Source organism: Streptomyces sp. NBC_01384 (assembly GCF_045040035.1).
Lineage (GTDB): Bacteria > Actinomycetota > Actinomycetes > Streptomycetales > Streptomycetaceae > Streptomyces.
Window position 1 is genome coordinate 260470 of the sequence record NZ_CP109560.1, and the last position, 21316, is coordinate 281785.

General features: G+C 70.1%; 21 protein-coding genes and 3 pseudogenes. 11 read left to right on the forward strand and 13 right to left on the reverse strand.

The window, feature by feature from the left end:
• Positions 1-243 precede the first annotated feature (243 nt).
• From OG747_RS48600 to OG747_RS48610, 3 genes and pseudogenes are all read left to right on the forward strand, one after another.
• Positions 244-429: pseudogene (locus tag OG747_RS48600) on the forward strand (TetR family transcriptional regulator); the annotation flags it as partial.
• A gap of 38 nt (positions 430-467) precedes the next feature.
• A pseudogene (locus tag OG747_RS48605) lies at positions 468-1019 on the forward strand (SDR family NAD(P)-dependent oxidoreductase); the annotation flags it as partial.
• A gap of 33 nt (positions 1020-1052) precedes the next feature.
• Complete coding sequence (locus OG747_RS48610; RefSeq protein ID WP_331764999.1) at positions 1053-1673, forward strand: NAD(P)-binding domain-containing protein; 621 nt, start codon at positions 1053-1055, stop codon at positions 1671-1673.
• Between the two features lie 104 nt (positions 1674-1777).
• Here the strand turns inward: OG747_RS48610 and OG747_RS48615 are convergent, their stop codons facing one another.
• Positions 1778-2047, reverse strand: a complete 270-nt coding sequence (locus OG747_RS48615; protein ID WP_331765000.1) for a hypothetical protein — start codon at positions 2045-2047, stop codon at positions 1778-1780.
• Between the two features lie 125 nt (positions 2048-2172).
• On the reverse strand, positions 2173-2574 hold the full coding sequence (locus tag OG747_RS48620) for a hypothetical protein (protein ID WP_405886562.1): 402 nt from the start codon (positions 2572-2574) through the stop codon (positions 2173-2175).
• Between the two features lie 55 nt (positions 2575-2629).
• Here OG747_RS48620 and OG747_RS48625 point away from each other — a divergent pair.
• Positions 2630-2893 (forward strand): annotated as a pseudogene (locus OG747_RS48625) (MFS transporter); the annotation flags it as partial.
• 129 nt (positions 2894-3022) lie between these two features.
• Here the strand turns inward: OG747_RS48625 and OG747_RS48630 are convergent.
• A complete protein-coding gene (locus OG747_RS48630) occupies positions 3023-3610 on the reverse strand; it encodes a TetR/AcrR family transcriptional regulator (protein WP_331744574.1) in 588 nt (195 codons plus the stop codon).
• Between the two features lie 81 nt (positions 3611-3691).
• Between OG747_RS48630 and OG747_RS48635 the strand changes: the two genes are divergently transcribed.
• Positions 3692-4633, forward strand: a complete 942-nt coding sequence (locus tag OG747_RS48635; protein WP_331765002.1) for an alpha/beta hydrolase — start codon at positions 3692-3694, stop codon at positions 4631-4633.
• 260 nt (positions 4634-4893) lie between these two features.
• On the opposite strand, the gene OG747_RS48640 is transcribed toward OG747_RS48635, so the two are convergent.
• Complete coding sequence (locus OG747_RS48640; RefSeq protein ID WP_405886237.1) at positions 4894-5064, reverse strand: hypothetical protein; 171 nt, start codon at positions 5062-5064, stop codon at positions 4894-4896.
• Between OG747_RS48640 and OG747_RS48645 the strand changes: the two genes are divergently transcribed.
• Complete coding sequence (locus tag OG747_RS48645; protein ID WP_331765004.1) at positions 5057-5641, forward strand: ISAs1 family transposase; 585 nt, start codon at positions 5057-5059, stop codon at positions 5639-5641. The genes OG747_RS48640 and OG747_RS48645 overlap by 8 nt on opposite strands.
• A gap of 1044 nt (positions 5642-6685) precedes the next feature.
• Here OG747_RS48645 and OG747_RS48650 read toward each other — a convergent pair.
• Positions 6686-8104: a hypothetical protein gene (locus tag OG747_RS48650; RefSeq protein ID WP_331744569.1), complete on the reverse strand. Its 1419-nt coding sequence runs from the start codon at positions 8102-8104 to the stop codon at positions 6686-6688.
• A gap of 168 nt (positions 8105-8272) precedes the next feature.
• Between OG747_RS48650 and OG747_RS48655 the strand changes: the two genes are divergently transcribed.
• The gene (locus OG747_RS48655) at positions 8273-9628 is read left to right on the forward strand and encodes a hypothetical protein (protein ID WP_331744566.1); all 1356 of its coding nucleotides are present in this window, start codon (positions 8273-8275) and stop codon (positions 9626-9628) included.
• 152 nt (positions 9629-9780) lie between these two features.
• Here OG747_RS48655 and OG747_RS48660 read toward each other — a convergent pair whose 3' ends face one another.
• The 6 genes from OG747_RS48660 to OG747_RS48685 all read right to left on the reverse strand — a co-directional run bounded on the left by OG747_RS48660 (position 9781) and on the right by OG747_RS48685 (position 15483).
• Positions 9781-10833 (reverse strand): hypothetical protein, encoded by a 1053-nt coding sequence (locus OG747_RS48660; RefSeq protein WP_331744563.1) that lies wholly within the window; start codon positions 10831-10833, stop codon positions 9781-9783.
• Between the two features lie 124 nt (positions 10834-10957).
• Complete coding sequence (locus OG747_RS48665) at positions 10958-11560, reverse strand: hypothetical protein (RefSeq protein WP_331744560.1); 603 nt, start codon at positions 11558-11560, stop codon at positions 10958-10960.
• Positions 11557-12903 carry a DUF58 domain-containing protein gene (locus OG747_RS48670; RefSeq protein ID WP_331744557.1) on the reverse strand — a complete coding sequence of 449 codons (1347 nt, stop codon included), beginning with the start codon at positions 12901-12903 and terminating at the stop codon, positions 11557-11559. Before OG747_RS48670 ends, OG747_RS48665 begins: the two co-directional genes overlap by 4 nt.
• Complete coding sequence (locus OG747_RS48675) at positions 12900-13907, reverse strand: AAA family ATPase (RefSeq protein WP_405886240.1); 1008 nt, start codon at positions 13905-13907, stop codon at positions 12900-12902. The genes OG747_RS48670 and OG747_RS48675 overlap by 4 nt, the downstream gene beginning before the upstream one ends.
• A 65-nt stretch (positions 13908-13972) precedes the next feature.
• Complete coding sequence (locus tag OG747_RS48680) at positions 13973-14503, reverse strand: hypothetical protein (protein ID WP_331744555.1); 531 nt, start codon at positions 14501-14503, stop codon at positions 13973-13975.
• 2 nt (positions 14504-14505) lie between these two features.
• Complete coding sequence (locus OG747_RS48685) at positions 14506-15483, reverse strand: DUF4129 domain-containing protein (protein ID WP_331744552.1); 978 nt, start codon at positions 15481-15483, stop codon at positions 14506-14508.
• A gap of 333 nt (positions 15484-15816) precedes the next feature.
• On the opposite strand from OG747_RS48685, the gene OG747_RS48690 reads away from it, so the two are divergent.
• Together OG747_RS48690 and OG747_RS48695 are read left to right on the forward strand one after the other, a co-directional pair.
• Entirely contained in the window at positions 15817-16251 is a 435-nt protein-coding gene (locus OG747_RS48690; protein ID WP_331744549.1) for a TmrB-like protein, read from the forward strand.
• 26 nt (positions 16252-16277) lie between these two features.
• Positions 16278-16703 (forward strand): transposase, encoded by a 426-nt coding sequence (locus tag OG747_RS48695; RefSeq protein ID WP_331744546.1) that lies wholly within the window; start codon positions 16278-16280, stop codon positions 16701-16703.
• Between the two features lie 116 nt (positions 16704-16819).
• On the opposite strand, the gene OG747_RS48700 is transcribed toward OG747_RS48695, so the two are convergent.
• A complete protein-coding gene (locus OG747_RS48700) occupies positions 16820-17158 on the reverse strand; it encodes a thioredoxin domain-containing protein (RefSeq protein WP_331744543.1) in 339 nt (112 codons plus the stop codon).
• A 561-nt stretch (positions 17159-17719) separates the two neighbouring features.
• A complete protein-coding gene (locus tag OG747_RS48705) occupies positions 17720-18859 on the reverse strand; it encodes a helix-turn-helix domain-containing protein (protein WP_331744539.1) in 1140 nt (379 codons plus the stop codon).
• A gap of 87 nt (positions 18860-18946) precedes the next feature.
• Between OG747_RS48705 and OG747_RS48710 the strand changes: the two genes are divergently transcribed.
• On the forward strand, positions 18947-20002 hold the full coding sequence (locus tag OG747_RS48710; RefSeq protein WP_331744537.1) for a ferredoxin reductase: 1056 nt from the start codon (positions 18947-18949) through the stop codon (positions 20000-20002).
• A gap of 7 nt (positions 20003-20009) precedes the next feature.
• A complete protein-coding gene (locus OG747_RS48715; protein WP_331744535.1) occupies positions 20010-21128 on the forward strand; it encodes an acyl-CoA desaturase in 1119 nt (372 codons plus the stop codon).
• The last annotated feature ends 188 nt before the right edge of the window (positions 21129-21316 follow it).

Consider the following 21316-nt stretch of genomic DNA (forward strand, 5'->3'; position numbering starts at 1 on the left):
CGACGAGACTCCGGCACGGGCCACTAGCTAGCTAGTTCCGTAAAAGCCTGCACTGCAGGTCCGGGCCAGGTGCCGGGCGGCTGGTGTCGCGTACCAGCGGGTGCAGCCGCGCGACCGGCAGCGAGTCCAGCCCGGCCGCGGAGTGCCAAGTTAACTTGACACTTCCTCCCGTCGTCGGTCATCGCTGGCTGTTGCGGGGATGGCGTTGTCGATGAGGACGGCGGCGATGGCGGCGGCGGTGGGGCGCGCGACTACAAGAAAGCCGTCGCCGCGCGGCTCGCCGACACCGCCCGCGAAGCCGGCGCCGCCGACCCTGAACGGCTCGGCGAGCAGCTCGCGCTGCTCATCGACGGCGCCGCGGCCCGTACCCGGGTTCTCAATGCCGACGCCTTACTGGGATGCGGGGTGCTGGGGGTCGTGGAGTTCGACGGCGGCGGCGATGTAGGGGCACAGGGGGGTGGTGGGGCGTCGCCGAGTACCTGCGCCGGTTCGACCCCTCCGTCCTGTCCGGCGTGTTCGACCGCACCGACCTCACCCCCCGCGAACGGCTCCTCGCCGCCTTCGACATCCCCGGCGAGATCACCGAGGCCCAGTTCGACACCTGGTTCGGGCTCAACGCCCGCGGCACCCTGTTCACCGTCCAGAAGGCCCTCCCGCTCTTCAACGACGGCGGCTCCATCCTCATGACCGGCTCCAACGCCTCCCTCGGCGCCTTCCCCGGCTGGAGCGTCTACGCCGGCAGCAAGGCCGTCCAGCAGGCCTGGGCCCGCGTCTGGCTCAACGAGCTCAAGGACCGCCGCATCCGCGTCAACGTCCTGACCCCCGGCCAGGTCGCCACCGCCAAGCAGGCAGAACTCTTCGACGAGGCCACCAAGCGCCAGTTCGAGTCCCTCATCCCCCGCGGCCAGATGGGCCGCCCCGACGAAATCGCCACCGCCGCCCTCTTCCTCGCCTCCGCCGACTCCAGCTACGTCAACGGTATGGAACTCGTCGCCGACGGCGGCACCACCGCCATCTGAACCGAACAACCCACAACCAGGGCAGGGCATCTCATGAGCAACATCAGCATCATCGGCACCGGAAACATGGCCCGCACCATCGGCGCGCGGGCCATAGCGGGCGGCAACACCGTCGAGATCATGGGCCGCGATCAGTCCAAGGCCGCGGACCTGGCCAAGGCACTCGGCGGCGCCACGACGGGAGAATGGGGCACCGCCCCGGCCGGGGACATCGTCATCGTGGCCCTGTTGTACGACGGTGTCGTGCCGGTCGTCGCCCAGTACGGAGACGCTCTCGCGGGCAAGGTCATCGTCGACATCAGCAATCCCTTCAACTCCACGTTCGACGGGCTGGCCCACCGCGAGGAGACCTCGATCGCGCAGGAAGTCGCCAAGGCGGCCCCGGCCGGCGCCAGCGTGGTGAAGGCGTTCAACACCGTCTTCCGCCAGGTCCTGGAGAAGGGTCGGCCCGACGTCTTCATCGCTGGTGATAATGCGCAGGCCAAGGCAAGTGTGGAGGCGTTCATCGAGAGCCTCGGGATGCGACCGCTGGACGTCGGCGGCCTGAAAATGGCGCACTGGCTGGAGGGAGCGGGCGTGGTCACGGTGGGCCTCGCCAACCACGGGGTGGGGAACTTGGACTTCGCCCTCAGCATCACCGAACTTCCCGTCTGAGCAAACGGTTGACGGATTACCGAAAGGACTCGCCAAGTGAGCCCGTGGCGAGTCGGTGGGGTAGCGGTCCTGCACGTCCTTCTCGAAGGCGAAGATCACTTCCGTCAGGTCGATGACCGCTCCGTCCAGACGTGCCCGGCCGCCTCCAGCCCCCGGGCCGCCAGGCAGCCGTCGGTGAACTCGGCAAGCAGCCTGATCACGCGCGTGTAGGCCTGGCTGTTCGTCAAGGCCGTAGCCCGGTGGTGGGCGATCCAGGCGTGCGCCAACTGGGCGACCAACTGCGAGCACCGATAGTTCCCCGGGCGGATCACGCGCCGCATGGCCGTGCCCTTGGGATTGGTGTAGATCAGCTCACGCGTCCCGATCCGGGACACCTGCCTGCCCCGCTCACGCGGCTTCGCCGCCTACCGGGTCCGGCGTTCTCCTCGTCTGGGCATCAGACCGCCTGCCGTTCTGCCAGACGGCTCGCGTTGTCGGCGTAGGTCTTGTTCTGGTCGTTTCACTCCGCAATCGCCCTCGCAACCAGCAGGTTCGTCCGCCGGATGTAGCGCAGAGACCGCATCGTGGAGCTGGCGTGTCCGAGCAGCCGCTGAACGATCAGCAGATCGTCGAGGTTGGCGTGTTCGGCCAGCAAAGCATCCTGTCCGCCCTCGGCGATCTTCTCGGCGAGGGCGGACAGGATCATCTTGGTCAGGATTTCCAGCACGATCACGGCGTTCGCCGCCTTCTCTGGCAGCATCTCGACCGCGCACCCCCGGGCATCAAACCCGCCCTCACTAACGTGGCGAAAGGAGTGCCGTCGGCCGTTCCATCGCTGGCACCACTCTGAGGCGGTAGGGATCCCGGTCAAGTCGACGAATAGAAGTGTGTCCTGGACGGCAGTCATCAGCCGCAGGTCCATCCTCCTGGTAGCGTCTTCAGCCGAGCGGCAACACGCGTCAACTGTCTGCAGAACGTCTTTCGTATTCGGGGTGCTGTCTTTGCTGTTCGAGGCGGCGAACCAGTCGTATGTGCCACAGCTGGTGCCAAAAGAGCTGCTCAACGCGGGATACGCCCGTGTGCAACAGGCCGACGCGGTGGCCGGCTCGTCCGGCCCTCTGATCGCCGGGGTACTGATCAAAATCATGGGAGCGCCGCTTGCCGTGCTGGTGGACGCCCTCAGCTATCTGATATCCGGCCTGCTCCTTGCTTCGGTGAAGGCGCCCGACCCCGTCCCCGATCTCCGCATCACCGGCGTCACCAACATCGCCGCCGCCAACCGCCACCACGCCCGCGACCGCACCCGACCACTGGCACTACTCGGCATCATCTAACGACTTTGCCGGGGCCCTGGGTGTCCATCGCACTACTCAAGGTAGTGGATGTGGTCTCCCGGGGATACGGGCGGCGGCTGCTGCGACGGTTGCCAGGTCTTCGCTCGAGAAGCCGGCGCGACTCAGCACCGCCAGGGATTTGTTCGTTGCCAGCGTGCACAACGCCAGCTCTGCCGCCTCCTGATCATCGGCCCCCGCCGCCAGCAACGCCTGCTCCAGCATCGCCCGCAAACCGTCGATCATGGCGCGGACCATCGCCCGGCCCTCCGCGTCGAGGGCCGGGAACTGCGTTGCCGACACCGTGAGCAGGCAGCCATCCGGGACCGTCGGGTCGGCGATGCGGTTCAGGGTGACCTGCAGGTAGGCGGCCACAACGGCGCTCGGGCTCGGGTGGGGGCCGGACAGTGCCTGGTCGTACAGCGGGTGGTAGGTCTGCGCGTACCGTTGGAGGCTTTTCCGGAAGAGGGTGCTCTTGTCGCCGAAGGTGCCGTAGAGCGAGCTCCGGCCCAGGCCCGTGCCCTCGGTCAGGCGGTCGATCGAGGCCTCCGAATAGCCCCAGCGCCAGAAGACGTGCATCGCGCGTCGTAGCGCCTCGTCCACGTCGAATTGCTTGCGGCCCGCCATGGTTCGTCAGCCTACACATCTTGCACCGATCGTTTCAAGATGAGTATGGTCGTCGGCATGAAAAGTTGCACTGATCGTTCCATGATGAGTACGGCTGACGGCACGACAAGCTTGAGTTCGCTGCGGCTGCCCGACGGGTTCACCGACGTCTTCACTAGCCGGCTCGTGGAGCTGAACGGGCTGCGGCTGCACGCGGTCACCGGCGGGGAGGGCCCACCGCTGCTGCTGGTCGGCGGGTGGCCACAGACCTGGTACGCCTGGCGGGAAGTGATGCCCGCGCTCGCCCGCGAGCACACCGTCGTCGCCGTCGACTCGCGCGGGGCCGGGCTCTCCGACAAGCCCGACGACGGTTACGACGCCGGCACGCTGGCCGCCGATCTGGCCGCTCTGATGGCCGCGCTCGGGCACGACCGGTTCGACGTGGTCGGCCACGACATCGGCATGTGGACCGGATACGCCCTCGCTGCCGATCACCCCGAGCGGGTGGGCCGGCTCGCCGTCGTCGACGCCATTATCCCCGGTCTCACGCCGACCCCGTCGGTCTTCAGCCCGGCCGCGGTCAACCAACGGCTCTGGCACTTCGGCTTCAACCGGCTCACCGACCTCAACGAGGAGCTGGTCCGGGGGCGGGAGCGGCTCTTCTTCGGCTACCAGTTCGCCAAGAAGGCAGCCACCCCGGACGCGATCCCCGCGTACGCCGTCGACGTCTACGTCGATGCGATCGTCGCGGATCCTCGCGGGCTGCGGGCGAGCTTCGCGTACTACCGGGCGCTGGACGAGACGATCGCGCAGAACGAGCAGCGCAAGAAGACCCGGCTGACGCTGCCGGTGCTCGCCATCGGCGGCGCGCGGTACAGCGGCGCGATAGTCGCCGAGACGATGCGGCTGGCGGCCGACGATGTCACCGGGGTGGTCCTCGACGATTGCGGCCATTACGTGGCCGAGGAGCAGCCGGCGCGGTTTACCGAGATCCTGGAGGACTTCCTCGGTGGCAAACCGATAGCAGGCGTGCCGCACGGCTGACACATTCGTGGCGGAGTTTCGCCATGTCTGTCTTGCGCCCCCACTCATTCACGTTGCGGCGCCTCCCGCGTGCCAAGAATCGACGGCGATGCGTATGCCGTCGGTGGTGCGCGAGGAAGAATGTCGATGTCCACAGTCAGCTACCGCAGGGTCCCGGCCGCGATGATCGCGGCGTTGCTCCGCGCCGGCGCCGCCCCACCGTCCAAAGTCGACAAAGCGATGCGACAGGCCAGCGGGCGATCACCGTCGACGGCAAGGCGTTACGCGGATCTCGCACCGTCGACACTGCCGCCCGGCACGTGATGGCGGCCTGCGATCAGGTCACCGCCGTGGTCCTTGCCGACACTGACGTCGACGGCAGGACCAACGAGATCACCCGGTTCCGGCCGCTGCTGGACCAGATCGGAGACCTCGCGACACACCGTGATCACCGCGGACACGCTGCGCTGCCAGCGCGAGCACGTCATCTACCTCGCCGAACGCGGCGCACGCTGGATCCTGACCGTAAAAGGCAACCAGCTCCACCTGCATGCTCAGCTCGCCGCCTTGCCCTGGCGGGCCGTTCCGGACGCCACCAGCGGTCACGGCCGCCGAGAGATCCGCACTCTGAAAGTCCTGACGATCTCTACCGGCATCGACTTCCCGCACGCCGCCCAGGCGCTGCAGATCCGCCGCCGCAGACGCCGCATCGACCAGCCGAAACGCTTCACCACCGAAACCGTATACGCCATCACCGACCTGCGCGTCCACAAGGCCAGACCAGCACAACTGGCCGCCTGGATCCGCGGGCACTGGGCCATCGAGAACAAGATTCACTGGGTCAGCGATGTCACCTACGACGAAGACCGCAGCCAGGTCCGCACGGGCACCGGACCTGAAGTCATGGCCGCTCTGCGCAACGCCGCCATCGGCGCGTTACGCACCGCCGGAATCACCACCATCGCCGCTGGCACCCGACATCACGCCCGCGATAGCAGCCGCCCACTGGCCCTCCTCGGCATCACCTAACGACTTTGCCGGGGCCCTGACGGTCCCCACTTCTCGGAGCGCTGCTCGCGCTCGGCCCGGGCCCCTGAAACTTGACGAACCGTCAATTCCGTTCAGGAAGCCGGAACGGTTCGGGAGGGCTTGGTCCGGGCACTCTCGACGATCTCCAGGCTGCCGAAACGGGCTCCCGCCCTCCTATGCCCTGGGCGACATCATGGAAGGCCTGCTGGACGAGGCCCGGTCACCGTACGGGCCGCGGGTGTTGGCGGATCCCGTGGCCCTCTGCTGCTTCGCCTTGGCTTGTGCCTGCGAGCGCACGATTGGCTCTGACGTCGTTCAGCGGCCCCTCAATATTGGCCACCTGGCTCCACCGGGTTGAAGAGCGGCGCGTGACGTCTCGAACCGGCCCCACTGCCGCTCGCCTGCGGGTACGACCATGAGGTGGGGCCACCGCAGACCGTCATCGAACGCCTGTCGGCGCCAGCGATGCCCAATTCGATGGGGCCGATTGCCGACGTCGAAGCCACACACGATCGCCGCCTGCTGCCGCGCGGCCCGTGTCCGCCGGGCGCTGGCCTCCCCGCCCGCCTGGAAAGGATCGCTGCGGCCAAAGACCACGCACTGTCGTCCCCAAGCGCCACCCAGGCCCCATCCTCCTCTGCCCCGCCCCCGACCGTGACCACGGGACGCCAGGACTTCCCGCACTGGGTGGCACCGCCGAAATCCAGCGTCCGGTGCCGGTGCGTGGGCAGACCGCACTCCGGGCACGCCACCGTGATCCGGCGCCCCCACCCCGGCACGGCCACCGCCTCCCCGGCAGGGACGGCCGAAGGACGAGAGGCGGGCACATCATCAGGAAGGGGCAGCGCGTCCACCAGTGATCGCCTTTCCAGGATGGGGAACAAGAACTGCGAGTCCGTCAATGATGGCGGCAAACAGGGGCATTGGGTGCGTCGAGCGTGGAAAGGCTGCCGGGCGGGTGGCTGTGCGAAATGCGCTCCTGCGGCACAAGCCCAGCCTCCACAGGCTTCCCGAAGGACGCACTCGGACGTGGGCACCAGACGGTCATCCTTTGGTGGAGGGCGCCTGCTGCGGGGTGGTGGTGGCGGTCTCGTGCAACGGATGCTCGGCAGGCAGGAGGGCGCGCAGCCCGGCGACGCCGGCGGACAGCACGGGCGCGACGACGTCAACGGCGTGCCGGTTCCGCCCGATCACCGCATAGGTCATCGTGCCGAGCCCGACCGGGACGGTAGCCAGCAGAATCCAGGGCGACCACCAGGACACGGTGGCCACGCTCAGCACGGCAGCGGCCGTTGCGGCCGCGGCCCACGGCACCCGCAGCACCCGGACGAGGACCTCCCGGACTGTCAGATCCCAGACCACCGGCTCGCGTTGATCGGTGAAGATCCGCAGTACCCAGGGGCGGACCGTGTTCCAGGCGATGTCCCACGGATCGACCAGCAGGACGATCCCGAACATGACCAGCAGGTCGGGGAAGCCGAGCCAGTTCGACGACGCGGTGACCCACGTCTTGACCGTGTAGTACAGGACGGCGCCGGCCATCATCAGTACACAGCCGAGAAGGCGTCCGAGCAGCAGCGCCACGATCAGCCAGCCCTCGCCCACCTGCCGGGCCTCCAGCGGCCCGGCGGCATCCGAACCGAGGTCGTCCACGAGGTGGCCGCGCCGTTGGGCGCCCTCCTCGAGGAAGCCCTGGGCGGTGCGAAGCGCACGGTCGACATCGGCCAGGAAGAACTCCTCCTGGAACTCCTGCGGCAGGTCCTCCGGGGTCACCTTGAAGGCGAGGGCGATGCCGGACTGGGGCATCGCCGCGCGTAGCTGGGCGAGCTCTTCCTGAAGGGAGACCGTCTGCTGCTGGGCGCGGGCGGCCAGGAGCTCCGCCTCCTGCCGAGCGTCCCGGGCACGCTCCAGCTCCAGCGTGGCGGTGCGCAGCTGTTCTTCAAGAACGGCGAGCCGTTCCTGGGTGTTGGGGACGGCCTGCAGCTGGGTGACCTCGTTCTGAAGGCGGCCGACCAGACCGAGCAGGAGCAGCACCAGTTGGTGGGCGCCGGCCCGTTCACGCTCCAACTCCATCGTGTGGCTGTAGACGGAGACGAGCTCGTCGTGAGTCTTGTGGGCCAGAGCAATGGCGCCGCCCGCTGGGACCGGTGCCCCGGCCGGCGGCGCGATCGGTTTGTCGGCGTCCCGCCACAGCTGGCGGGCGCGGGCCAGGTCGATTTCCTGTTTGCGGGGCTCCTTGACGACCGCCTTCACCAGGTCGATGACGAACGACTCCGGCGGCACCCGTCCGTCAAGGTTGCTGCTGATCGTCGACTTCCCGTACGGCATTGCCTTCTCCAGCGCCCGCAGGGTGAAGCCGTGCAGGTCGACCAGGTTCCGCAGAAACCTGGCTAACTCCTCCGCCTGCGGCGTCTGCGCCCGCGGTGCCGCCCACCCTCGCCCCCGGCCCTTCGAGCCAGCCATCGCGCCCCCCGGCATTGTCCGGCTGTGTCCCGGACAAAGGCCTCGTTGTCCGGAGTTCACCAGGTCGAAGGGTACGGACAAAGCGTCAGACATACACCAGGGCGTAAAGCTCCTGACCAGAACCCTTCGGTCTTCCCCTCCCCTCCCTGGCCCCTGGAGTCGTCCCGCATGCCGAGCCCCACCACGTCCCCCGCCCGTTCCCCCCACGCCGCTGCGCCCGGCACCCCGCCCCGACTCCTCACCGACGCCCGGGCCCGCCGTGGCCGGGTGCGCAGTCCGCTGCCACGGATGGGCGAACTCGCCATCGACACCGCCGACGACGGCCGCATCATCGACCTGCGCCGCCAGGCAGATGCGCCGGCCCGGCTCCCGCGCGGCCGGGCCGGCGGGCGCTACCGCTGCTGTGCCTGCGGCGAGCCGCTGATATTCACCGGGCCCTCAACACCCGCATCTGGCTTCACCCCGCGCTTCAGGCACGCCCGGCACACCCCGGGCGCCGACCGGTGCGCCGCTCCCGCCACCCACCAGGCCGACGTCCAGGCCGACCTCACCGTCGTTCTCGCTCTCCACGACCAGCTGGTGCGCGTTCTACCCCGGGCGAGCGTCTGCCTGCAGATCGATCCCCAACTCGCCGGACAGCGCTGGGAGATGCCGCCCGCACTCGTCGTCCGTCGCGACGACGACATCGCCGTCATCGAACGGCCGCGCCGGCTGCTCGCCAAGCCCGCCGTCACCCGACGTCTGAGCGGGGTCCGCGCCCGCTACGGCGACGCGGCGGTGCACTGGTGGTTCTTCGACCGTGACGACACGCTGCACTTCGACCACGCCGGTGACGTCAACGTCCAGCCCTACAGCAAGCCGGTCAGCCACACCAAGGTCCGGCCCGCCCCCATCCAGCGGCAGATCGCCGCGGCAGGCGCCGCCGTGTGCTGGATCAGCAACGACACCGTGTTCATCCCCTACGGCGGCCACCCCCACATCCACACGCCCGAACCGGACGAGGACTGGAGCGGCGACATAGCCTCCTGGGCACGGGATTGGCGGATTTCCCACCCTCTTCCGGGCAGCGGCGCCACCTGGTGGGGACTGATCCCCCTGCCGCTGCGCGCGCTGGGCACTCACCGCGGCTTCCGCCCCACCTCCGCCTTCCAGATCATGAACGCGCTGGAGCGCGCCCAGGGCGGCCGCGAACGCCACCGCCGACGCCTCGCCCGCGAAAACGCCCACCAGCGCGCCGCCCAGGAACACTCCGAGCCGACGCAGCTCACGCTCACCATCCCCGCCATCTCGCCCGCCCCTGAGACGAACGTGGGCATCTGCGAGGACACCGCCCCGGTCGTCGACGACGCCAACGCGGCAGCAGAACCGGAGACGGCCGCCGCGCCACAGCCCCCAGACAGCGTCGTGCCACCGCACTCGCCGTACGCACCTGGCCCGCACGAGCCGGCGCTCTCTCCCCCCGTCGCCACGCGAGAGCGGCGCTTCACCTGGAGGGGTCTCCTCCCCCGCCGCTGGCGCCGCTGACTTGGGATACCGCTGCGCTGCAGCTGCGCTACGACGGTCTCGGCAAGAATCCAGCCGAAGACGGTGCGCGTCGGCGGGCAGTGGCATAAAGCCGTCATGATCTGCCGCCGTTCATGCGAGGTCGTCGCTGACCAGGCAGGTGACGACCCCGCTCAGTCGGTCCGCTCACTGCGCGGTCGCGGGGTGGCCGCAGCGATGCGGCCCCTCTCCAGCTCGCGCAGCTGCTCCAGCCGCGTAGCCAGCAGGTGATGGGCGGTACGCTCGCGGGCCTGCTCGGCAGCCTGCCTGGCGGCAGCGGCGGCGAGTGGCCCGTCGGGGTCGCGTCGGTACTGGCGGCGGCCCTGTTCGGTGGCGTACGCCCGCCGTGCTTCGGCCTCCGCCTCCGGCGTGCGCGCCGGCATCGCCAGCGCTTTCTGCCGATAGTCCGGAAGCGCGGCCTGGACGGCGGCGGCCACCGCCTGGACGTCGTCGGCGTCGCCCAGGGCGGCCGACCACGCAGCCGTGATCAGCCCCGCCTCAGCGGCCAGGCAGGGCGTTTCCCGCCGGTAGCCGCATGCCTCGCACAGCCCACCAGAGCGCTGCGCGCCGCAGTCCGCGCACGGCTCGGCCTGCAGGAGGGCTTCGGCGACGGCCGCGAACTTGTGCTCGGTCTGGACCCGGGCCTCCGCCGCAGCGCAGGCGGCTTGACGGCGGCCCTGTTCTGCCTCAGCCTTCGCACGCCGGATCGCAGCGTCCTCGGCCTCGATCAACGCCCGGCGGCGCAGCCCGGCCTCAATGACATCCCGGCGCGCAGCAGAGTCGGCGCCCGGCATCCGCTCATCGGCCTCAGCAGTGATCCGCGACCGCCACGCCCTCCGGACCTGGACCACGTCTTCGCACCTCGGGCAGTCGCTGCCGGTGTCCAGGCGGATCCCGTCATCACACCGCGGATCCGCGCAGGCCTGCCGCTGGACCAGGCCGCGACCGAGCAGCCAGCCCATCGGTTCGCGCACCAGGGCCTCGCCGCCAGCTTCCTGCAGCCGGTCGGTGAGGCGGTCGGCCAGCAGCTGCGGCACGACCCGCTCGTCGACGATCCCGGACAACGCCTCCAACGCCTGCAGAGCAGCCCGACGGGCGACAGCCTGCGGCCCGCGGCTGAGCCGGGCCCACAGATCCGCGACTGGAGCCAGGGTAACGTGCAGACGAAGATCCGGCAGGTCAGCCACTCCCCGCCCCTGCTGCTGCCGTCCACGGCCACCATTCACGCCTGAGCTACCCCCGCGGGCGCGGGGACGACGGGCCGTAGACCGTCACACGCTCGCCGCGGTAAAGAAGCTGGGCAGGAGGCGGTCAGCCGGGCGGGCTGCGACGGGTGCGCAGCGCCAGTACCAGGCAAACCGTGGTCGCGGCGATGGCGAGTGAGGCGGGCAGACGTGCCCATGAGGTGCCCGCGACCGGCGCCTGGGCGGCGAGCAGTACCACTGCGGTCGCGGCGGCGGCCGTCAGTGCGGGTGTTGCCTGCGGGTGGCCGGGCGGGGCGGTGACACCGGCTGTCCACGCGTCGGTGACGAGCAGGTAGGCGAGCAGCAGGGTGGCGATGCAGACGACCAGCCAGACCGCGGGGCCGGTGGCCGCCGCGGCCGCGATCGCCGCGGCCGGCAGCACGGTCGTCCTGCGGCGGGCCGCGAAGGTCCGCCAGCGCATGGAGGTCAGGACGGGGCGCGCGTCGACCATCGGAGCGGCCCACCACGCGGCCGTCGCCGCCCCCAGGACCAGCACCTTCACCAGCAGTGGTGCGTGCAGGGCGGCCGGCGGGTCGCAGGCGGCGACGGCAAGGGCCGTTCCGAGCAAGCGGTCGGTGATGCGGGAGGTGAGACGTGCGATGAGCAGGGCGGCTCGGCTGTCGGCCGGGCGCGGGCCTGGCCGGGCGCTCCGGGCGGGGGCGGTGGTCATCGGGTCCCCCCGTGGATGCGGGTGCGCAGCAGCGGCGCAAGGGCGAGGTCGAGGGTCTCGCCGGGCCGGTGGGCGACGACCGCGATGCCGCGTTCCACCAAGGCGAAGCGCATGGCGTTGCGGTCAGCCCGCCACAGCCGCAGCGCGAGTTCGCCCTCGGTGTCGCCAGGTTCCACGACCGGCTCGCCAGCGGGGATCTCGACCACGACCATCGGGTTGGCCCGTCCGCGCACCTGGTGCAGGACGTCGAAAATCCGCTGGTCGGTCAGCGGCGTGATGACGTACACCAGCGCTCCTTCGGGCAACGCGGGCGGTGGGAGCAGGCTGAGTCCCTCCGTACGGAACGCGAGGTCCTTGCGGACCTCCAGCACACTCTCGACGATGCGGTAGAAGTACCCCTGGCCGCTGCCCGGTTGCAGCCAGCGGGTCGCGCCACCGACCGACACGACGCCGACCCGGTCGTGGGTGCGCAGGTAGGCGCGGACCAGCCCGGCAGCGGCCCGGAAGGTCTCGTCGAGCGAGGACGCGCCGGTGACCGGGTCGACCACGTCGGCGAGCACGTCCAGCAGCACCACGGTGTCGGCGGTGCGCTCCGCGGCGAACTGGTGGACCTGCAGGGTGCCACGGCGGGTGGTGGCCGGCCAGTGGATCCGCCGCTGCCGTTCGCCGCGCACATACGGGTGCACGCCGGTGACCTCGACGCCCTCGCCGCGCTGCACGGCGGTGTGCTCGCCGAGCCGTTGCGGCAGCCGGACCGGGATGGGCGTGAGGCCGGCGTGTCCAGGCAGCGGGAAGACGGCGATCTCACCGAGTTCGACCCGGACGGTGCGCCGGGCCAGCCCGCCGCGGTCGTAGACGTCGACGTCGACCGTGCCGAGCGTCCAGCGGCCCCAGCGCTGCACGGTCAGGACGAGATCGACGCGGTGCGGGCCGACCGCCAGGTGGTCGAGCCGGACCCCGTGGCCGAGGGTGATGCCGGGGTCCAGGCGGCCGGTCTCACCGTCGCAGGCCACCGCGATCCGCACCATCACCTGCTCTCCCTCGAAGCACCGCCGCGGCTCCACCTCGGCCTCGGCCGTCACCGTGTCCGGGCGCGGCCCGCTCGGCAGGGCGAGGGCGAGCAGCACCAGGGGCGCGGCGGCGAGAGCAAGCACCCAAGGGCGCCCGGTGACCAGCGCGGCGGCCAGCGCGACGACGGCCAACGTGCCCAACCGCAGCGCGCGTTCACCGGTGCGCCAGCCGGGCGGGGGCGGCGGAGGAGGTTCGGCGGTCATGTCCGGGCGGTCGGCCAGGGCTCGTTGGACGGCGGCGGCCGCTCTGCGGGTCGGCACTGGCTTCGTCATGACACGACCGGCGTGCGCGGCAGGGTCTGCGGGGCGGGCACGGACTGCACGATCTCGCGGATCACGTCGTCGCCGTCGATCTGCCGGACCCACAGCTCCGGCTTGAGGGTGACGCGGTGCGCGAGGGCCGGCACCGCCACGGACTTGACGTCCTCCGGGGTCGCGTAGTCCCGCAGGTCCAGGACGGCACGGGCGCGGGCGAGCTGCACCAGGGCCAGGCCGCCGCGCGGAGAGGCACCGACCTGGATGTGCGGGTGGGCCCGGGTGGCGCCGACCAGCGCGACGACGTACTCCAGCAGGTCGTCGTCCACCTCGACGCGTTCGACGGCGGCCCGCATGGCCAGCACCCCGCTCGGCCCGCTGAGCCGGCGCAGCACAGCCTCGGGCGCCGCCCGGTCGACACGTGCGCGCAGCATGTCGGTCTCCTGGGACGCCGTCAGATAGCCCATCCGCACGCGCAGCAGAAACCGGTCGAGCTGCGCCTCGGGCAGGGTGTACGTGCCCTCGTACTCGATGGGGTTGGCGGTGGCGACGACCACGAAGGGCTCCGGCAGCGGCCGGGTGCTTCCGTCGATGGACACCTGGGACTCGGCCATCGCCTCCAGCAGCGCGGCCTGGGTCTTGGGCGGGGTGCGGTTGATCTCGTCGGCGAGCAGCAGGTGAGTGAAGACCGGACCGGGCCGGAAGACCATGTCGGCGGTCTGCTGGTCGTAGAACGGAGCGCCGGTGACGTCGGAGGGCAGCAGGTCGGGGGTGAACTGGATACGGCGGAAGTCCAGGCCGAGAGTGGTGGCGAAGGAGCGGGCCAGCAGCGTCTTCCCGAGTCCCGGCAGGTCCTCGATGAGGACGTGACCGCCGGCGAGGATGCCGAGCATCACCAGCGCCAGAGGCTCCGTCTTGCCGACCACGGCGGTGCCGATCTCGTCGAGCACGGCCGCGGCCCCGTCACCCGCCTGCCGAGGTGTCAGGATGTCGTGGTCCGGGATGGGCTGCGTGCTGGTCACGGTCGGATCCTCACGGGATGGGGGGCGGGGTGCGCGGGCTGCGGGGGCAGCCGCAGCGCCACAGGTCACAGGGCTTCCAGACGGTCGAGCAGGGAACGTAGGACGGGCTCGGGGAGAGTGGGCTGCGGAGCGGTCGCCTCGGGATCGATCCACGGCCACAGCTCGGCGCCGACCAGCGCCCGGGCCCGCTGCGGGTTCCGGTACATCGCCACGCCGTGCCGCTCGGCCAGCCGGGCGGCGAACAGCCGCTGCAACTGCGGCCTCATGACGGTTCGTAGGTGCACTTCGCTGTCGTCCGTGAGGGTCTTGGCCACGATGCGCCGCCACCCGCCGAGCGCCGGGGCCTGACTGTCAAGCAGGCGTACCCGCCTGCGGTGGTCGCTGTCCTGGGCGCCGCCGCCCGCGGCATAGCGCCCCAGGACCAGCGCGACAGCGGTGACGAGGGCGAGGCCGGTGACGGCCGCGGCGGCACCATCGGCCAGGGCGAGCAGCACTTCGGCCGCGACCACGACGGTGCTCAGTACGGCCAGCGAGTGCCGTACCGATCCGGGCGCCCGCAGCACGGAGCCGGCGAAGGTCCGGATCCGTGTGGGCACCTTCACAAGGCACCCGCCACGGCTTCGGGCCCGGACGCCCGTGAGCGCAGACCGTCGGCGATCTCGGCGAGAGCCGCCGTGGCCCGGTCGCGGTGGCCGCCGTCCATCGGGTGCGTGGAGTAACGGGCCTCGCGGAACAGGCCGGTGAGCTCGACGACGGCCGCCCCCGCGGGCAGGCCGCCTGCGACAGCCCGCTCCAGCAGGTCCTGCGGGCTGTCCGAGGCGCGCCGGGCCACGCCGGAGTCGGCGAGCGACTCCTCCATGGTGGCATAGCAGGCGATGACGGCTGCGCGGGCGTCGGTTCCGTCCAGCAGGGCACGGCGCCCGGAGTCCACGGCCTGGGCCAGGCGTTCCTGCTCGTCGTCGAGCGTCGCATACGTCGCCGGGACCTCGGGCGCCGGCGGCCGGGTCAGATACCGCCACAGGTGCAGCCCGGCGATCACGACGACCACGACAAGCAGGGCGATGCCGAGACCGAGCAGGATGCGCGTCAGCCCGAAGTGCATGCTGTGGCCAGCGTGCCCGGCATGTTGTGCGGGTGGCAGGGTGGGTACCGGGTCTTGCCGCGGGCTGGGAAGCGGTAACGACTCCTGGCCGCCCCCGTGGCCGCTGCCGGACAAACCGAACTGGTGCAGGACCAGGACGAGCAGCGGGACGACCAGCGACGCGGCCAGCAGGGCGCGGCTCACGCCGTCAACCACCCGCTGTTCCACCGGGTTGAGTTCCCGGGCGGCGCCGACCTGCTCCAGGTACTTCTCGCGCAGCGCCAAGCCGCCGAGGAGTGACAGCAGGGCGAGGCCGACCACGAGGACGGGGTTGCCGCCGAGCGGCCCGCGGCCCTTGGCTAACAGGCCCGTGTCGGGGTGCAGCAGCAGTGCTCCCAGGGCCGCTCCGCCCACCACCAGCACCGTCAACGCGGCCTGTGCGGCCCCGATCGTGCCGTGTCGCCGTCGCCCGCCCGCCGTATGCGCCCGCCCCACCGCCACACCCCTCCCTTGTGATCGGCAGCTTCGCACACCGGTCGACGGCGAGTCAGCAGGGGGTCACCGGTGGGGTGGCCGGGGCCGGACCCCAGCGCACCATCCACCACGTCACGTTGTGCGTGCGCTGCAGCCCGCGCCGCGATTCCCGGCTGTCGGTTGCACCAAGTGGCGAAGTGGCCTTCGTCGGGTACTGATTCCTAACCCCCCTGTTTCACATCGAGTGTCTGAGCTGGTGTGCAGTGGAGTTTGGCGCCACCCAAGCCGCGCGGCATGCTGATCCGACACGCTGGGCTTGCGCGGGGGCATGGCAACGGGGCTGGGAGAATCACGTTGATCGTCTGGGTGAACAGTGCGTTCGGCAGCGGGAAGACCACGCTGGTGGACGAGTTGCGTCCGCGCTGGCCCGAGGCGCTCGTCTATGACCCGGAGATGGTCGGCTATGTCCTGCGGGCCCTGGTCGACCCCGCGTATGCCGGTGAGATCTTCAGCGCGCTGAAGGACGCGGGCATCGACGTTCACCACTTCTTCCTAAAGGTCCCCCGAGAGGTCCTGGAGAAGCGGATCGACGGCCGGAGCTTCACCCCGGATAACCCCGAGCAGGACGAGCGGGTCCGGCGCTGGTGCAAGGACAGGATCGAACCGTGCATGGCCGCGGCCGACACCCTGCCCAGCGACACCGTGGTCCTGGACGGCGAGCTGGCCCCGCAGGAGTTGGCCGATCAGGTACTGGTTCGGGTTCGAGCCGGTGGGCCATCCGGCGCCTGATCGGCGGTGGCCTGGCCAACGTCGTTGTGCTGGAGTTCGGCTGCTCGACGCCTCGAGAAGCGTGGCCTCCAACCACCTCAGACCAGCGACGCAGCCTGGGCGAACGCGACTTCATCGCCCTGATCGACGGCGCCCACCAGCTGGTCAAGGCCCCGATCGTGCTGGTGTGGGACCGGCTGAACACCCACGTATCCCGCAGGATGCGGCAGTTGATCACCGAGCGGGAGTGGCTGACGGTGTTCCTGCTGCCTGCCTACTCGCCGGACCTGAACCCTGTCGAGGGCGTGTGGGCCCACGTCAAACGCAGCCTGGCCAATCTCGCCGTCGTCGCACTCGACCGACTCGAAGTCCTCGTCCGCAACCGCCTCAAGCGCCTTCAGTACCGACCCGACACCCTCAACGGATTCATAGCCGGAACCGGCCTGGACCTCGACGCGCCAACGTCACCCTAACCAGCCGAAGTCAGTATGTGACCTGTGGGGGTGTCTCAGCCCCAAGGTGTCTCAGGCGGCGCAGCTCCCATAGACGAGACGTGACGGGCGTCGCGGCCACGTGCCGCAGCGGCCGCTCAGAGGTGGCCGTCCAGGAACTTCCGTACCTCGGTGATGGTCATAGGCCCCGTGCCGTGCGCCACCACCTCTCCCTCCTTCAGCAGGACGTAGGACGGGGCTCCGGTGATCCCGTATCGCCTGGTCGCAGCCGGACAACGCGTGATGTCGGCGCGGACGGCCGTCAGGCGGCCCGTGTACTCGTCTGCGATGCCACCCACGACGAGGTCCATCACCCGGCAGGGCTCGATTGCCTTGGGCCATGTCCCGGTGAAGTATGCGAGGACCGGAACTCCGCTCATCCCGAGGATGAAATTGAACTCCGCGTCCTCACGGGGTCGGTGAACCTGCTTCGCCATGGAAGCTCCTGACCTCACATTCCGTCATTCCATCCCCATCATCCCTCGCGCGGTGTGCCAGGCCGACCCGGTCGGTCGTCCGGTTGACCTGTCGGAAGGGAGGCACGGGGCCGTCGCAGAACCACCGTGGTCCCCGGCGCGAGCGGCCCGGCCCCCGCCCCTGGTGACCCGGCCTGGCCGCCCCGCCGGTCACCCAGCTGCAGCCCGCCGCGCGCCCGTGGGTCAGCTCGTGCCAGGACAGCGCCCTCCACGACGACATGAAAGCCGTTTTCCAGGGCATAGCTGCCCAGATCACCGGCCAGATGCTCGATGAGCGCGTCGACGAGCGGGCCGGTGCGCATCGTCCACCGGATCCAGTCGAGCCGTATCCGCCACCGCGCTTCTCAGAGACAGCGCCCCCGACGGGCTTCCCGAGGCCTTGTCTGGTCTTCACATCAACCCCCGGTCTCAGCTGGCTAATACCGCTCTTCCCCGGGCCGCATGAGCCAGCTGATGGCACCGAGAACGAGGCACGATTCCTGGACCGCTCGCGGACGCGGTCGTGGATGGTCGAAGTACGCGTCAGCTGACCCGAAGCCCGACCGCCAGCGTCAGTTCAAGGACCCGGTGTGGCGATGCGAGATCCGGAAACAGCTCCCGCAGCTGCGACATCCGGTACCGGACTGTCTGGGGATGGACGAACAACGCCGCCGCCACCTCGTCCCGTCTGCCCTGGTGCAGCAGCCACGCCCGCAACGTCTCCTCCAGCCGCCGTGCGGTCGTGACAGGCAAGGTCCGCAACGGTGCGAGGGCTCGGGCACGCAGGTCTGCGAACGCGTCCATGTCGGCGCTCAGCACCAGCTCGGGCAGGTGGTCCTCGGTGTCGCGAATATCAGAGGAGAGGGAGCGCGCGCGTACGGCTCGTGCGTACGAGGCGGACGCACGAGTCCATGGCCGGGCCGGGCCGACCACGGCGGTGCGGTCGGTCAGCTGCCGCAAGAGATGTGATCGGTCGGCATCGGGGACGAGCAGCACACCGGTGGCGTCCGGCAGATCGTCGAGGACGAGGGTGCTCGGGTCGAGCGCGCGGTAGGCAGGCCGGGCCTGGGCGGCGGGCAGCAGAACCGCGGTCAGCGAAACCGGAGGCTGCCACCCGGCCCGTTGAACAGAGGCCAGCAGCACGTCCGGGCTCGCGCCGGCGAGGAGGTCGCGGGCCAGGTGTTCCAGGTGGCGCTCGTGGGCCCTGCCCCGGGCGGCCAGTTCGTCGGCGTGGCCCGCGGCGCTCGCGGCGGAGAGCTCGTCGATGTAGGCGAAGGTCAGCTCGGCGAACTTGGCGACCTCGGCGGCGGGCAGACCTGCGGGTACGGCACCCGCTGCCAGGCATCGCCAGGCCACGCGGGCGCCGACGCGGTAGGCGCTGAGCAGGGCGTCCATCGAACGGCCGTCGCGCACCTCGCCCCGGCCCAGCTCGTAGGCTGCGTCACCGGCGTCGCCGCCTGTGGCGTTCCCGCTCGCGAGGTCCAGGTAGTGCCCCAGGGCGGTGCGGACGGCTCGGCGGATGGTGCCGCCCATGCGGCCCGAAAGGGCGTTGGCGTAGGGAGGGACCTCGTCGATGATCGCCTGGACGACCTCGTCGGCGGTGGTCTTCAGCACGGCCCGAAGTGCGGTGACCGTCGTCTCATCCAGGGCCAGTTCGCTGGCCCTCCGGATTGCATGGCTCACGTTTTTGTTCCCTGCGAACAATTCAGCCGACCAGATTTACGTCCTGCGGTCAGGACTTTACGCCTTGAGGCGCAGCAAGCTGGAGTCATGACGAGTGCAGCCCTCCGCAGCAGGGCGTGGAAACTGCTGGAGATGGTCACGACGCCGCTGCTGCCGTCGGACTACCTCGACCTGGTCAGCCCGCTGCGTGCGGGCGCTGACCTGCGTGGGCGCATCGAGGCCGTGCACCCCGAGACGGGTGACGCCGCGACCATCGTGATCAGGCCGGGACGGGGCTGGCGCGGCCACACAGCCGGTCAGTACGTGCGGATCGGGGTCGACGTCGACGGGGTGCGCCTGTGGCGTGCCTACTCCATCACCTCGCCGACAAACCGCCAGGACGGCCGCGTCACGATCACCGTGAAGGCGATCCCGGACGGCAAGGTCAGCAACCACCTGGTCCGCAGGGCCAAACCGGGCACGCTGATCCAGCTCGACCAGCCGACCGGTGACTTCGTGCTGCCGCAGGCCAAGCCCGCCAAGGTGCTCTACCTGACGGCCGGCAGCGGCATCACGCCCGTGATGGGCATGCTGCGCGACATCGAGTTCGACGACGTCGTCATGGTCCACTGCGCGCCGCAGCCGCAAGACGTGATCTTCCGCAACGAACTGCACGACCTGGTCGCGGACAAGAAGCTGCGGCTCACCGAGGTGCACACCGACACAGACGGCATGCTCGACATCGCCCGTCTCGGCGAACTCGTGCCCGACTGGGCCGAGCGCGAGACCTGGGCTTGCGGGCCCGCGGGCCTGCTCGACGCCGCCGAAGAGCACTGGACCGAGCACGGCGTCCAAGAGCGCCTGCACACCGAACGCTTCCGCCCCAGCATCGTCGTCGCCGGCGACGGCGGCGAGGTCACGTTCAGCGCCACCGGCAAGACCGTCGACGCGGACGGCGCCACGCCGTTGCTGGACATCGGCGAGGAGGCCGGCGTGCTCATGCCCTCCGGGTGCCGCATGGGCATCTGCTTCGGCTGCGTCACGCCGCTCAAGGCGGGCGCCGTCCGCGACCTGCGCACCGGCGAGATCACCGAGGCCGAGCCGGGCGTCCTCATCCAGACCTGCGTGTCCGCCGCGGCGGGCCCCTGCGACATCGAACGGTAGGAGCACCTTGACCGCCATCGACCCCACCGCCCACCTGACCGCGGAGCAGATCGAGGAGCTAGGCCGCGAGCTGGACGCGATCCGCGACGAGGTGATCGCCGGCCGCGGCGAGAAAGACGCCGCCTACATCCGTAAGGTCATCTCGGCGCAGCGCAAGCTCGAGCTGGTCAGCAGGGGCGTGCTGCTGTTCTCGATCTTCCCGCCCGCGTGGCTGCTCGGCACCGCCGGGCTGTCCGTGGCGAAGATCATGGACAACATGGAGATCGGCCACAACGTCCTGCACGGCCAGTGGGACTGGATGCGGGACCCGAAGATCCACTCCACCACCTGGGAGTGGGATCACGTCTCGCCGTCCGAGCAGTGGAAGCACTCGCACAACGAACTGCACCACACGTACACCAACGTGATCGGCAAGGACAACGACCTCGGCTACGGCATCATGCGCGTCGACGAGGACCAGAAGTGGCACCCGTTCCACCTCGGCCAGCCGCTGTGGAACTTCATCAACGCCTGCTTCTTCGAGTACGGCATCGCAGCGTACGACCTGGAGCTCGGCAAGAACCTGCACAAGCGCCGCCGCAAGAACCCGGAGTTCCGCGCGCGGGCCAAGGCCGTGGGCCGCAAGATCCGCAAGCAGGTGCTCAAGGACTACGTGATCCACCCGCTGCTGTCGGGCCCGTCGTTCCTCCCCACGCTCGCCGCCACGTTCACCGCGAACCTGGTCCGCAACATCTGGTCCCACTCGGTGATCATGTGCGGGCACTTCCCCGAGGGCGTGCAGGTCTTCGAGCGCCGGTCGATCAAGGGCGAGACGCGCGGCCAGTGGTACCTGCGCCAGATGATGGGCTCGGCGAACATCAGCGGCAGCAGGGCCATGCACTTCATGACCGGCAACCTGTCGCACCAGATCGAGCATCACCTGTTCCCGGACCTGCCGAGCAACCGGTACGCCGAGGTCGCGGTGAAGGTGCGCGCGCTGTTCGAAAAGTACGAGCTGGAGTACGTCACCGGGCCGCTGCCCAAGCAGGTGTTCTCCGCGTGGCGCAAGGTCTTCCGGCTCTCGCTGCCGAACAAGAAGCCCAAGGTCAAGACACCGGATCGCGAGCAGGAGCTCGTCGCGGCCTGATCCCGGTATTGGTTCAGATCTTTCGGCCGTACCGGCGGCACCGCCGGGTTCGGTGAGATCCGTTGCGGACGGTGGGCGGCCGCGACATCAGACCGTACGACACGGGATCCGGGCAGCCCGGTGTCCGGCTGCGCTGCCTGGACGTGCGCCAGGAGCTCAGCACACAGCCCCCGGCGAGGTGTTGTAGT

Excerpts from the sequence above, each read along its gene's own strand:
- OG747_RS48610 (WP_331764999.1), top strand. The coding sequence starts at position 1,053 with ATGAGCAACATCAGCATCATCGGCACCGGAAACATGGCCCGCACCATC.
- OG747_RS48620 (WP_405886562.1), bottom strand. The coding sequence starts at position 2,574 with ATGGACCTGCGGCTGATGACTGCCGTCCAGGACACACTTCTATTCGTC.
- OG747_RS48670 (WP_331744557.1), bottom strand. The coding sequence starts at position 12,903 with ATGACGAAGCCAGTGCCGACCCGCAGAGCGGCCGCCGCCGTCCAACGA.
- OG747_RS48655 (WP_331744566.1), top strand. The coding sequence starts at position 8,273 with ATGCCGAGCCCCACCACGTCCCCCGCCCGTTCCCCCCACGCCGCTGCG.
- OG747_RS48635 (WP_331765002.1), top strand. The coding sequence starts at position 3,692 with ATGATGAGTACGGCTGACGGCACGACAAGCTTGAGTTCGCTGCGGCTG.
- OG747_RS48700 (WP_331744543.1), bottom strand. The coding sequence starts at position 17,158 with ATGGCGAAGCAGGTTCACCGACCCCGTGAGGACGCGGAGTTCAATTTC.
- OG747_RS48710 (WP_331744537.1), top strand. The coding sequence starts at position 18,947 with ATGACGAGTGCAGCCCTCCGCAGCAGGGCGTGGAAACTGCTGGAGATG.
- OG747_RS48630 (WP_331744574.1), bottom strand. The coding sequence starts at position 3,610 with ATGGCGGGCCGCAAGCAATTCGACGTGGACGAGGCGCTACGACGCGCG.
- OG747_RS48665 (WP_331744560.1), bottom strand. The coding sequence starts at position 11,560 with ATGACCACCGCCCCCGCCCGGAGCGCCCGGCCAGGCCCGCGCCCGGCC.
- OG747_RS48650 (WP_331744569.1), bottom strand. The coding sequence starts at position 8,104 with ATGGCTGGCTCGAAGGGCCGGGGGCGAGGGTGGGCGGCACCGCGGGCG.